This is a genomic window from Aquimarina spinulae (genome assembly GCF_943373825.1).
GTDB classification, from domain to species: Bacteria; Bacteroidota; Bacteroidia; order Flavobacteriales; family Flavobacteriaceae; genus Aquimarina; species Aquimarina spinulae.
In genome coordinates, this window is record NZ_CALSBP010000002.1 from 1,826,973 (window position 1) to 1,840,763 (window position 13,791).

Genomic DNA, 13,791 nt, shown 5'->3' on the forward strand with positions numbered 1-13,791 from the left:
TATTAAAAATATAGTTTTTAACTAACTCCTAATGCAGCATACTAGTTGATATTTATAAATTTAAGCTATAAAAGCACTGAATTAGACACTATAAGTCTTTACGTTATACCTCTAAATGTTTAATAAAATAGGATGGATAAATACCTGTTTTTTTATAAAATGCAGAAGAAAACGATTGTGCATTTTTAAACCCTACCTCTTCTGCAATAGCCTTAATGGTATAGGAACGTAATGATTTATTAGATGTAAGCTCATCTACTGCAAAATCAATCCTTAAATTATTGAGATAATTTGCAAAGTTCACATTTTTATACACATTTATAATCTTTGATAAATATGCGCTATTTGTATTTAGCTCTTTGGCTAATGAGTTAAGCGTATAATGTTTTTTAGAAAATTTAACCGAATTCTCAAAATTATGAAGCTTTTTTAATACCGTTTCGACAACATCTTTTGGGATATCTATATCTTGTTTTTTTGAAATATTAGTATTGATATCAACAAAATCTAGTAGATTATGCTCTTTGGTTTTTTGATCTTCAAGTAATCTTAAAAAACGTTTTTTATTTACATAGCTTTTTCGAAAACCATATGTAGCAAGTATGATCAAAACAACAAGAAATACAATTAGAATAGTTATCGTTTCTTCTTTTAAGAATTTATCGCGTTGCAACTGATCTATTAATTTTTCTTTTTCAGAAATTAATTCTACAGTATCGTATCTCTCGTTAATGTTTTTGGTTAAATATATTTGATTAGCATGTCTTATACTATCTAATCTTAATAGTGTATTGATATATTCAATTTGTTTTTCAAGATTTTTTTTTGATTTAGAATCAGCAATCAAATAATCATATGTATCGATTAATTCAGGAATAACATCTTCAGTTTCTTTGAGAATACGATCTACATTTCTAAAATATTGTATACTCTGCTCTGCCATACCCTGATCCTGATATGAACGCGCAATATAATAATCACAGATAGCAATTCTTGTTTTTACCTCATCAGACTTTTGTATTAAATTTTTTCCTTTTTCAAGGCTGTCAATTGCCTGATTGTAGTTTTTAGAGAAATATTCATACATCCCCGAATACACAACAAAATTAGAATATATAGATATATCATTTGTTTTTAATGCTTCCCGAATTCCTTTATCAATATAATCTTCGGCCAGTTTAAATTGATTACTATAAATGTATGAATCAGTAAGAGCAAATAGCACTCTATTATACGTACTTGAGGTTTTAAATTTAGGGTTTTGATCTAAAAAGCTTAAATACTCCAAAAAAATAGCTTGAGCTTCTTCCCTTTCTCCAGCTGTATTTTTTAATAATCCTATATTAAATTTCAACTTTAGATATAACAGCTCATTCCCATTTTCTTTTGCAGATTTTGAGGCTATGAGATAAAGTTCTAAAGCCTCTTTATAGTTTCCTTCTTCATAACGCATATTACCCTTGCGTAAATAACCCAATGCCGGATATCTTTCATAATTTTTATTCTTGGTAATTGCAATAAGACTATCTGCATAACGTAATTGATTAGAACGACTTAGTTTGGATAAAAAATAATATGCATCGGCCATACGCAATGTATCTAATCGATTTATGGCTTTATCGAGAGAGCCCTGTGCTATTTTTAATTTTAGGGAGTCTTCTTGTTGCTCTGCAATTATCTCTTTTAATTCATCAAAATCTAGTGAATCCTGAGCACCATTAGGCCTTTTAACCTGTCCGCGTAATTGCTGCGCAAAAACAAATAAAATTAGCAGATAACCTAAAAATGAATACTTCCTGATCATTAAAGTGATTTTTATAGTTCTTGAAAACTGCTCAACAGAATTCGAAAACCATATCTTTTAATTCAATATATAAGTGAATGACATAAAAAATAATACGAAATAAAACTACCAAAAAAAACAATGTGAATAATTTATTCAACACATAGTTTGATATACAATAGCAAAAACCAAACTCTTACAACATACACAAAGTATCGGTTTAAATTTATAAATATCAAGAATATTACTTTGTATTTCATGTACTCATCGTCATATTTTTGAATTCTGTAGGGGATGAATACATACCAATCTTAAAACTAAATTTCATCAAATACTAATTTTTAAAACTCTTAAAACCATGAAAAAAACCAAATTCTTAGTTTCAATTTTAAATTTGACTTTTGCAATATGTTTACTATTGACTTCTTGTGAGTCAGAAAATGAAGAGTTACCTCTAGAGCAAGTTTCTAATACAACTGAAAACAATATCAATACAAAATCAAGGGCTTTGAGTTCTCAAAATGTGTATCGATATTATAGCGGGGGATCTGCATCTCTTCATACCTATAAAACACAAGGAGGTCAAGGTATTGGAATAGGCCGTAGAGAAGGGGTTTCCTTTAGGACCGACGTAGCCAGATCTCGCCGGGAAATCGATTTTAATACATATAACGAGCTATACTTTTTGTTACATCCGAGAAAAATAGATTTCGTTTTAACAACTAGCCCTACCGAAATTTTAACTTTAATCAGTAAAGGCTGGAAAGATGTTTCCCGACTTGTTTTAATACATAAAAAACCAGGTAACGGAAGAAAAAAACTCTATCGTTTTTACAATACTCAACATTCTGATCACCTGTATACCAAAAATTATTCTGAAGGTATTAACGCCGGATATAAATATGAAGGAGTAACTGGCTGGGTGTATTAAAAATATAATCGATAAGAAAAGGTGCCTTCAAAAATCATTTTGAGTTTGTGAGTAAAATACATGTTGATATTTATCTGAAGGAATTACGCCATGAAAAACCCAAACATCTGTTTGGGTTTTTTGTTTTTATAACTTCAATTATACCTCTTTTTTGTTGATACAAAAGCAACCCAAGCTCTTTATAAAATTTAAAAATCCTCAAATTTATAAATCTGATGAAGTGCTAAACAAACCGAACCATCGTTTCAACTACTTTTATATCGAAGCAACTCATCAGCTTCAAAATGTATAAATCAAGTTTAATTAAAAAAAGACATCATGTTACAAAACATTTCAAATTTAAAAGGAGTACAGGTATTAAAAAAAGAAAATGACTTAAGTACTATTAGAGGAGGTGATGATGGTAGAACATATTTTGTTCTGAAAGGAAAAGATGGCAAGGATTATTTTGTACTAAAAGGAAAGGATGGAAAAGATTATTTTGTGCTTTAACACATAAAGAATTAATATCAAAAATTTTATAAATCAAGTTTAACCTAGAAAACACATTATGTTACAAAACATTTTAAATTTAGAAGGAGTTCAACAATTAAATCATGAAGAAAAAAAATCCTTAAAAGCTGGTGATCACGATGAAATGTACGGAGAAGAATACTACGACTGTATTAGAACATGTGGCGGTAGTTGTAGTGCTACTGGACGTTGCTTTGAGATGATAAAGTAAACACAAATTATAATGTTTATTTAAAAAATGGGGTTTAAAAAATTAAACCCCATTTTTTACACATTACATCAACCATATTATAATCAATATTTTACAACAACATTCTTTTTATTTTTTTAAAAGATGTTAAACTCTACCTAATGAAGGTAAAAAATTATTCTTTGACAAAAGTTTTAATAATCCTTTGTTTACCCTTGTAGATATGGAAATAATACATCCCAGAGTTAAGTTTTGAAATATCATGTGTGTATACCGTTTTCATATTAGAATCCCTATCGCTATATTTTTTCTCACCAATTAACAAACCATACATATCATATATCTGTATCTTTTCTGGGATCTCAGAGATTGATATTTCATTCCTAGCAGGATTAGGGTACAATTGTATCGATTTTTGTAAAAGCTTATTACCCGAAAGAGGCAAGTATGAAACATTATTTGATTCATTCAATTCTAATATCATATTGCCTGGATCTACACTGTATAACAGATAGTATTCAACTTCTGGTTTCATATTATTTTGTAAATGACGATACCCTATTCTTACTTCCTGACTTTGTGCTGGTTCTAAAGAAGAAATCTCTCTACTACTTAAAAAAATATCTTGTTTATCGATAATAGTATCTGTAGAAATATAATGATTGATCACAGTCTGAGGTGAAATTTTCTTACCAACATTACTAACAACACAAGTAGATTGTATTTGCCCCAAAATACCATCACCAATAATTAACTCAGCATTAACCGGAAACACCTCAAGGTCAGGTGCAGGGTCTTTAACAATAATCTCTTTATATATAGAGCTTGTAATTGGATAATATTTTGGGTCGGGTAAATTACTCCAAAAGTATTCTGAAGTCATTTCTAAAGCATAATCATTACTAATTAGATTAAATTGAAGGTAATGATGATCTGGAATAAACTCATAACAATTGGCAGTAGAAGGTGTTCTTGTTGGAGGCGGCGGAATGGTTATTATAGGATCTTGCGCCCCATCAATATGTACAACAGATGCCCTGGAATTTTGATTAAAAAAATCATATTGCACCTTAAAATAAGGTGGGGTTATATTGTTCTCATTACATATTATAAATTTAAACCCTACATATTCATCACGATATAATTCATCGGATATAGGGTTAGATACATATAATGTATATCTATCCGCGTCTACTATATCAATATTAACTTCTATTAAATAATCGAAACCAGGGCCAGATTGACCTTGCCCTTGAATAGTTAATGTAAATAAAAGTATGAGAAAAAAAAGTACCTTTTTGATCATAATATTTTGTTTTTAAAGAATTACAAATTGATTCTTGAACTTCAAAAATATTGGGTATTCTCTGTAAAGCTATCATCCTTGTCCTCAAATTTATAAATTTGAGGTTTTTAAAAAATATGGCAACTCTTATACAATTACATTTAAGTGCTTTGGAAGTTTTCACTTTTATCAAGACACTTTATATAAAAGGAAGGATTTAAATTTGTTTTATCTTTAAATGCTTTAACAAATGTGTTACTACTTTTATATCCTACTTCCTGAGCGATAGCTTCTATTGTATAAGATCTGAATTTTGCATTATCATGTAATCTTAAAATCACATGATGGATTCTCAATTCATTTAGATATTGGTTGAATGATTGTTTTTTATATGTATTTATCGTCTTAGAGAGGTATGTTGTATTGGTGTTTATTTTTTTTGCAGTAGTATACAAGTTACATTCTTCGGAAAGAAAAAAAAGTGAATCCTGTAACTTATTTAATTCCTCGAGAATACTATTCACTTTTTCATCTTTAATACTATCTTTTTTTATAGTTTTCTGGTGATTATCAAAGGATTTTTCTTTAATACTTTTCGCAAGTTTTTGAAAGCGCTTTTCATTCTCTTTTGATTTTATTTTAAATCTAAAAAACATAAACACCAATACAAGCAATAAAATAGAAGCAATACCAATAGCTATTGCAGTAGCATACTTCTTTTTATCGTATCTGGCCACTAATGATTCATTATCTATTTTAAGTTTTGAAATATCTCGATTATAAAGCACATCTCTAGCTTTAAGCTGATCTTCACTAATCTTACTAAATGTTTCTCTATAATCTTGATTAAGTGATATTATCAAATTTCTATCTTCTAGTTGTTCTGCTATATGAATAGCTAATTCATACATTTCATGCAGCTTATCCGTTTTTTGGATATTATTTTCTTTGATTACACCAAAGTTATATATCAATAAATCCAATGCCTCTTTAAGTTTTTCTAACTTGAAAAGACAACGTGCACTATAAAATTCTGCTAATAAAATATTTGAAAAATTTGAAGACTGTACACTCTTCAATATTTTTTTACCTTCATTTAGATATCCTAAGGCTTTATGATATTCTCCTTTTTCATAAAAAACATCTCCAGTATTAATATAAAAATTCCCTTTTATATTCTTCAAGTCATACGTATTTGCCAACTCGGTACCTTCTTGATATGTGAGTAAAGCCTCGTCTAATCTATTGAGCTCTTTCAGGCAAAGCCCTTTAGACAAAATGACCCTAATATAGGTATGCTCAAATTGCTTTTTTGTATCTCTATACTCTTCTTTTTCTAATTTTGATATAACCTTCTCTAACACTTCTAAAGCATCAGAATATCGCTTTAATTCAATTCTAACAAAGCCAATATTAGCTATACAAATTAATTCTTTGTTTTTTAAACCTTTATCAATAGCTATTTTTTCGGCTTTCAGATAGGACTTAAGAGATTCATTATAATTAGCCAACCTCATATAAATTCCTCCCTGAAGAATATAGCTATCTACCAATTTAAGAGAATCTTCAATTTTGGTAGCTGCTTCTATCGATATTTCAGTATATGTTAGTGCTTTCCTATACTTTGATTTATTATAGTAAATATAGCTTATATACATACTGGCATACTGTTGTATATTGTAGTTTCCCTGATGTATTCCTTGTTCTAAAAAACCAATACTATATTGCAATGCTAAATCTTTATCAGAACTGTAAGTCTTATAAATCAGCATTTTAACCTCCTTTACAGGCATCTGATAGATTGAATCGTCTGTATCAAATAGTGTAGCTGTTGAATCTTTATTCTGTCCTGAAGTGATCATGCAAAAAAAGATGACATGACCAAGAATTATTAGCTGTAATTTTTGCATGATATTTATATAAACTCCCTAAGATTTATATTAAAAAAATATTAAAAGGCAGACTAATCTAAATTCATCAAAAAAATACAGCAAAACCATTTTTACAACAAAAATTAAAAACTTCGGGCATTTCAAATTCAACCTGATACCTTTATTATCTCTGTAAGAATATATCCATCGGTTATATTTCCTGTTACAGAATTCGCTATACTGCGATTAATATCACCAGAAAATATACCATCCTGAGCATTCGAAGTATCAAAATCTCCCTTATAATTTGTAGTAGCATAGACTGCTTTGGAAATATTTTCGGGAAAAGCAACTTGAGTAATAAGTAATGATTGCCCCGATGATTTTAAAATTTCTAAGTGAAGATGAGGTGCTCTACCCGGGTACCATCCTGGATATATGCTTATAAATGAAGCATTACCGCTGGCATCTGTAGTTTGCCTTCCTCTTAAAAATTTTTGACTTGTAAAATCCCCATCCAACTGACCAGAATACTCAGAATAATTTCCCTTTGCATCACATTGCCAGATATCTACAACCGCTCCTGCTAATGGTTTACAATTATCATTTACATTTTGCACCTGTATTGTTATTTTTAAAGGAATTCCTGTACGATCACCAATTATATTTTCTTTTACCAAATCTGCTGGTGTTTTTATTGGAAACGGCCCTGCTGTTTCCACTGGGGAGACAATACATGATCCATCATCTACTACGCCTCCTGCATCATCATCTTTATTACAAGATGTTATTAACGTTGGAATTGCTATAATAGAACCTATACCTGCCATTCCATTTTTTAAAAATTTCTTTCTATCCATAATATCATAATTTGTGGTTGCAGGGGCGTAATTACATTACTATAATATAGAAACGCCCCACAACACTTTATTAATCTGTATTTTCTATTACAACATTTACTATGAATAACACCCCTTGCTATTACCTACTCTCTCAAAAGACTGAAATACATTTAGATGTTACAAAATGTTATATATAAACAACAACTAAAGTTTATTTTACCCTATTTTTTATTAATATACCCTACAGCAGCATCTAAATGAATATCATCTCCTGCTGTAACTTGGGCAGTGGTGGGTATAGATAATATATCGGGAGTTATACCAATTCCTTCGAAAGATTGAAACGTATTATTATATTTAATTTCTACATCGTGAGTTGAAACCCGGGTTTTCCATTTTCCTCCCCCATTAGTTAAGGTAAAAATATCGCTCCCTGCAAAGATCCCAAAAGTCGTATTTCCTATTGTTCTGGTATGAGATTGGGTTTTGATAGCAGCTGTAAAATACTCTGCTGCACTTGCCGTTCCTTTTGAAGTTAGTACTGCAACTTTTTTGGTAAATTGAAATGTCCCCGAAGCTACAATGGTATTATCTTCAGGAAAAACTCCTGCTACAAAGCCTCCTTCTACTCTGGCATCGGGATATCCTTCGAACTCCTTTGTTGCCCATTCACCAAGAGAAGCAACGGTACTTCCTGCAGATGTCTTTATACGTTGTTGTATCAATTCTATCGGGGTATTGTTTGCAAAAAATCTACCCGCCAAATAATATGCAAATGGTCCTTGTCCACCTCCATTAGTACGAACATCTATAACAATCCCTGCTTTATTTTGCAGTGCTGTTAATGCTTCGTCAACAATAGCTTTAAAATTATTAAACTCGCTATCATTTTCGTTTACTGGTTCAAAATTTTTGGAATTGATATATCCAATATTAGAATCACTGGTTATAGTACCGTACGACAAATATGGATTATTGGTACTGCTCGAGACAATACTTACTTTATCAGCAGTATTGTTTTGGACCATATTTTGAATATTCCTATCAAATTCTGGTTCAAACCCTGCTTCTTGATTGGCATTAAAAGTTAAACTACTATGCCCATCTTTGACAATAGTCCCCATTATCGTTTCAAAAACTCCAAACAATTGATTATCCGAAGTTGTACTTGTAATTTTTGGATAGTATGTATCATACACATTCTGCCAGTCTATATTTTTTCTGTGCATTAAAGGATAATGTCTATCATAGATCTCCCAAAATTCTTTAAATACCTTTTGTTGTTCTATTAAAGTACCATTACCATCTGGTATTATTACATCATCATCTTTATTACAAGAACCAATAATCAATACCAACAAAAAACCTAATAGCGGCAATCTAAATATATTCTTCATCGTTATTTTCTTTTAGTAATTTAAAAATCGAACACATCTTTTTAAACATTTCAATTTATCTAGGTTGTAATCAAAAACCAGATGTATTCGGTTAATTGCATTTATTATCTTTTATAAGTACCATCTGGCAATTTTGCTGGCATTTTATATGTTGGATTTGTAAATATTGCCCAGGCTTTTGTATCAGTTCCTTCTACTTTGCCCCTGGTGTTTAACCTCCATTCGTTGTTAATTTCACCTAATCTATTTTCTTGTGCTCCAAGCATAGAACTCATTATCCAATATAAATATTCGCCAACCTGGCAATTGTAGTCACAGGTAGTATCATCATAAGTATACCAAGCGCTGGCAGGATAGCTAGCTGGAGGAGATTGAAAGTTACCTCCACGGGCAACATCCATTGCTTTACTGATTTCAGATCCAGATTGAGAACTAAAGACATTAGGATAGGCTCTTTCATGCCCGCCATTAGTAATAATATGCCATACCTCTTCTAAAGCAGCATCAAATGATCCCGTATGCCCATTTGTATGCCATGTCGGTACGGTTTCGTCTGCTCCTAAATCTTGCCCAACTTCAAACCCGGCGGGAGGGTTAAAATTATCTCTATCTGCTTCTGTTTTCCACATAAACAAAAAAGCTTTGTTAGATTTCATCGAATTGTGAATCGTTGTATTATCAATCGAACCATCTTCATCATTATCTAAATACTGAGCCATTAAATTAGCAGCATGCAACAGTTTAACATCTTCTACCACAGCTACAGCATAAATTGGAATATCAAAAACCGTAACTTTTCTGTTAAATGCACCAAATCCAGCATCTGTATTTTTTACAATCTTGAAATTAGGGTCATTACCTGGAGTAACTGTTCCCGTTGTTGGTATTGTTGCAATATCATCGTCATTTGAGCAGGCTACACAACTTAAAATGGTGTAGGTTACTGCTATCACATTTACTATTCTAAAATGGTTTTTCATACTTTATTATTTTGTTATTTTATATTGGGTTATCTCTTCTTCAGTCATCCAGTGTACACTTTCTGCTGGAGCGGCTTTAATAGTGAAATAATAAAAATCCTCGGCTTCTTTCTGTGTAAATCCTACCGACTTGTAATAGTTGATATATGGTAAATGCACGGCGTGACCTACAGGATATGAAGTGGCTATTGGTTCTCCGGGACCAGCTCCCCAGGAATGTACCCCGATGCGACTTCCTTGTTCGCGTGTTCTTTTTATCCCTCCTACATACATGTCTACTGCTCCTGAGGCAATGACAGAGCGTGCAGATAAGTGAAACTCTATACCACTATCATGCATTTTTTTGGAAACAATCAAATTAGCATCATCATCATTAGAACCAGGGCAATCCAGCATATTTATTCTTTTCAGCCTGGGGTATTTTGCCAATAGGTTATTAAAATGAACAGGGGTAGTGCTTGTAATCGTACCATTCATTTCGGCTGTTGTATCATTTATAGACTTAAAGATTCCAAAATCACTTTGAGCCACATTGTTATCATCATCATTAGTACACGCCAAAAAGCTTACAGAGATTAAAAACAGAATAATAAGTTGATTTCTTTTCATTTTCATAATTCTAAAATTTTATCGTTTATATCTACAACATTTAAATACAGCTAAACCCTAAAAGTTATTCCACAGAACAAGTCCGAATGCTTCTATCTGGACTTTTTTAATTACTGCTCGGTTGATTTAAAGCACTTATGGCATTCACAGTAAAATTGCCCAAGACAACTTTATTTGAGTTTGAGTTCATAATATTCCCCAAGAGATTTACGGGAGGTGTTGCAAACAATTGGCTCGGATCTCCAGAGCTTTCACTATCATTTGCTTCTAATTGTAGACTTTGATTTAAATAAAACTGATACGAACTAAAATTGATATTACAAAACGTGATTCGTATTTCATTATATATGATTTCGATATCCTCGTCATCCTGTAACCTAAATAAATCAACTTCTACAGATGCACTTTCTTTACCATTAAACACTACATCATTAGATTGTGATGTATTAGATGAGATTAATTGCCCTTCATTAAATAACGCTACGGTAAACTTATAAAAGTTGGTATCATTACCTGGATCACTAAACTCTATTTCTAAAATATCTAAATTTTTAATTTTTGCATTGGTAATAGGGACAACAGGCTTTAATAGCTCTTCTTTTGATTTAAATAGAGTTCCATCATTTAATCGCACTTCTATCCAATACGAATAACCTATTGTAGTCGAAATAGATTGAGCTGAAGTATAGACGCCTTGATCAATCACAAAATCATTTGTAACTAGATTTGTATTTCCCGAAGTATCCTTTGCATACAACGATACCGAAGCATCATTTACAGGTTTTGAAGTTGAAGAATCCTGCAAAGGAACCGATTGTTGAATACGTATCGAAACCGGAGCAGTCTCATTAGAAATAGAACCAAAAATGATAGTCTGAGGCTCATGAGGTACATCAACACTTATTTCTTTGGTACAACTAGAAATACAAAGTATAAGTAAACTACTTGCTATGATTTTTATATATATACTTTTCATCTTACTTAAAATTTAAAATTATAGGTTATAAAAGGTACTGGTGCACCAATTACAGAATATTGAAATGTTTTTAGTTGATTATTTCTCACAGAAGAATACACCGAGAATGGGTTTTTATGACTGTATACATTATAGACTCCGAACACCCAATTGCCACTCCACCTTCTGTTTGGTTTCTTTTTAGGTGTATATGTAAAAGAAATATCTAATCTGTGAGTAGGTTTTAAGCGAAATGCATTTCTGTCTGAGTAGGTAAAAAATTGGTTTCCGCCTACTTCAAACTTCCCTGTTGCATAAGTTGTTGGTCTCCCTGTTTGATATGTAAAAAAAGCTCCGACACTCCATTTTTTGGACAATTCATAATTAGAAGTAATATTAAAAATATGAGGACGATCGTAATTAGAAGGATAATAATTTCCGCTATTAATATTCTCAGAATTAAATGAACTTGTAGTCTTTCTTTTGGTTACCGAATACGTATAATTCGCATTTCCTGTGAGCTTTCCTTTTGTTTTATACCCACTTAATTCTAAGCCATATGAATATCCTTTTGCAGTTAATAGCTGAGTTTCTAAGTTTTCATTCAAAAACAAATCTGCCCCATTTTTATATTCTACCAGATTTTTAAAAGTCTTGTAATATCCTTCTACAGAAAAATTATATTTCCTACTAGGAGTATCATAAGCATATCCGGCAGAAATCTGATTCACTTCTAAAGGTTTTATATGATATCCTGCAGGTTTCCATATATCAAAGGGTAGTGTAGAATAGCTATTAGAAATCAGGTGTATATATTGAAACATCCTGTTGTATCCCAATTTTATAGCTTTCCTATTATTAAGATCATACTTAAGTGCTAATCGGGGCTCAAAACCATGGTAATTTTTAATCACTTCGTTGCTTTTATAACTACGTGATCCTGTAATACTACTCACAGTTTGTGGCACCTGTGTATCATAAAAGGATACTTTATTTGGTCCTAAGTTTCCGAACCAGGAATATCGGAGGCCTATATTTGCAGAAAACTTATTTAATTTCTTTTCGTAAGAAACATAAGGTGCTATTTCCAGGCCTTTTTCTGTGCCAAAGTTCACTGTATTTATAGAAGTATCATTTCCTGTAATCTTTGCAGGAGTAAAACGATATAATGTACTATTAACTCCAAAACGAATTTTGGTCTCTGTATTCTGAAAGAATGTAAAATCGGGTTTAAGTATCCAATTTTCTACAGCCGATTTCCAGGTAAAATTACTAGCCGATCCGGCAGGCCCACCACTACTATTTTCTGATGACAACGAGTAATTATAACGACTGAAGACTCCTGATAAATTCATAAATAATCTTTCAGAAAAAATGTGATTCCATCGTATTGTTGCTGTACTGTTTTTCCAGGAAAAGTTTATACTTTCATTAGTGTTTTGTTGGGTGTTCTGTTGATCCTCATCGGTATCATCAAATTTTAATTTCATCACATCGGCTCCAAAATATCCAGAGGCAAATAGTTTATTTTTTTCGTTGATATCCCAGGAGAGTTTAGCATTTAGATCATAGAAATACACTTTATTTCCTTTTAAACTTTTTATAAGCGGAAATGCTAAATCAAAATAAGAACGCCTACCAGAGACCAAATAACTTAGTTTATCTTTTTTAATCGGCCCTTCGAGAGTTAACCTAGAAAATAAAAGCCCTAATCCTCCTTCTCCTTTAAATTGTTTATTACTTCCTTCACGCTGTCTAATATCTAATACCGAAGAAGCTCTGCCGCCATACCTTGCCGGGATTCCTCCTTTGTATAATTTCATGTCTTTTATCGCATCCGAATTAAAAATGGAAAAGAATCCCCATACATGAGAAGAGTTATAAATGGGTGCTTCATCCAGAAGAATTAAATTTTGATCAATATTACCTCCTCTTACATTAAAACCAGACGTCCCTTCACCCACAGAGGAAACCCCTGCTTGTGTAAGCATAGCTCTGGTTATATCTGGCTCTCCTAATAAGGCCGGTAATTTTTTTATATCCTGAGGTTTCAGATTTATAGAACCGGCAATAATGTTTCCTGTCTGACTTTTGTTGTTTGTATTTGTTGTTATAATAACTTCATCCAAATTATTGCTAATTGGCTTTAATTCGATGTTTATTTTTTTATTTCCCGTTAGATCAATATTTTGAATGATATCCTCATAACCCAGATAAGAAATGATTAACGTATGTTCTCCTTCTTTAAGCGTTAAAGAAAAGAATCCATATTCATTGGTTACAGCTCCTTTTCCCGATTGCTTATCATAGATTGTAGCTCCCAATAGTGTCTCTCCCGTAGTGCTATCTTTAATAGATCCACTAATACTATGAGATTGCGCCTGTAACGTATAAAAGGCAGAAAAAAAAGTAAAAATCAAAAATAGGTGTTTCAT

12 protein-coding genes are annotated in these 13,791 nt (G+C 31.7%); 3 read left to right on the forward strand and 9 right to left on the reverse strand.

What is annotated here, in order from left to right; genetic code table 11:
• Positions 1-103 precede the first annotated feature (103 nt).
• Positions 104-1,804, reverse strand: a complete 1,701-nt coding sequence (locus tag NNH57_RS13615) for a helix-turn-helix domain-containing protein (RefSeq protein WP_074407251.1) — start codon at positions 1,802-1,804, stop codon at positions 104-106.
• Positions 1,805-2,141: 337 nt separating this feature from the next.
• On the opposite strand from NNH57_RS13615, the gene NNH57_RS13620 reads away from it, so the two are divergent.
• The 3 genes from NNH57_RS13620 (at position 2,142) to NNH57_RS13630 (ending at position 3,438) form a co-directional block, all read left to right on the forward strand.
• On the forward strand, positions 2,142-2,714 hold the full coding sequence (locus NNH57_RS13620) for a hypothetical protein (RefSeq protein ID WP_074407250.1): 573 nt from the start codon (positions 2,142-2,144) through the stop codon (positions 2,712-2,714).
• 318 nt (positions 2,715-3,032) lie between these two features.
• Entirely contained in the window at positions 3,033-3,206 is a 174-nt protein-coding gene (locus tag NNH57_RS13625; RefSeq protein WP_159099313.1) for a hypothetical protein, read from the forward strand.
• Between the two features lie 58 nt (positions 3,207-3,264).
• Positions 3,265-3,438 carry a hypothetical protein gene (locus NNH57_RS13630; protein ID WP_159099312.1) on the forward strand — a complete coding sequence of 58 codons (174 nt, stop codon included), beginning with the start codon at positions 3,265-3,267 and terminating at the stop codon, positions 3,436-3,438.
• Positions 3,439-3,592: 154 nt separating this feature from the next.
• On the opposite strand, the gene NNH57_RS13635 is transcribed toward NNH57_RS13630, so the two are convergent.
• The 8 genes from NNH57_RS13635 to NNH57_RS13670 all read right to left on the reverse strand — a co-directional run bounded on the left by NNH57_RS13635 (position 3,593) and on the right by NNH57_RS13670 (position 13,791).
• The gene (locus tag NNH57_RS13635) at positions 3,593-4,723 is read right to left on the reverse strand and encodes a T9SS type A sorting domain-containing protein (protein ID WP_108808995.1); all 1,131 of its coding nucleotides are present in this window, start codon (positions 4,721-4,723) and stop codon (positions 3,593-3,595) included.
• A 140-nt stretch (positions 4,724-4,863) separates the two neighbouring features.
• Positions 4,864-6,612: a helix-turn-helix domain-containing protein gene (locus tag NNH57_RS13640; protein ID WP_108808994.1), complete on the reverse strand. Its 1,749-nt coding sequence runs from the start codon at positions 6,610-6,612 to the stop codon at positions 4,864-4,866.
• A 128-nt stretch (positions 6,613-6,740) separates the two neighbouring features.
• Positions 6,741-7,433 (reverse strand): dioxygenase family protein, encoded by a 693-nt coding sequence (locus NNH57_RS13645; protein WP_074407247.1) that lies wholly within the window; start codon positions 7,431-7,433, stop codon positions 6,741-6,743.
• A 203-nt stretch (positions 7,434-7,636) separates the two neighbouring features.
• Complete coding sequence (locus NNH57_RS13650; RefSeq protein ID WP_108808993.1) at positions 7,637-8,812, reverse strand: S41 family peptidase; 1,176 nt, start codon at positions 8,810-8,812, stop codon at positions 7,637-7,639.
• Positions 8,813-8,916: 104 nt separating this feature from the next.
• On the reverse strand, positions 8,917-9,792 hold the full coding sequence (locus tag NNH57_RS13655; protein ID WP_108808992.1) for a hypothetical protein: 876 nt from the start codon (positions 9,790-9,792) through the stop codon (positions 8,917-8,919).
• A gap of 6 nt (positions 9,793-9,798) precedes the next feature.
• On the reverse strand, positions 9,799-10,407 hold the full coding sequence (locus NNH57_RS13660; protein ID WP_074407244.1) for a hypothetical protein: 609 nt from the start codon (positions 10,405-10,407) through the stop codon (positions 9,799-9,801).
• 100 nt (positions 10,408-10,507) lie between these two features.
• Entirely contained in the window at positions 10,508-11,377 is an 870-nt protein-coding gene (locus NNH57_RS13665; protein ID WP_108808991.1) for a DUF4249 family protein, read from the reverse strand.
• Between the two features lie 5 nt (positions 11,378-11,382).
• Complete coding sequence (locus NNH57_RS13670) at positions 11,383-13,791, reverse strand: TonB-dependent receptor (RefSeq protein WP_108808990.1); 2,409 nt, start codon at positions 13,789-13,791, stop codon at positions 11,383-11,385.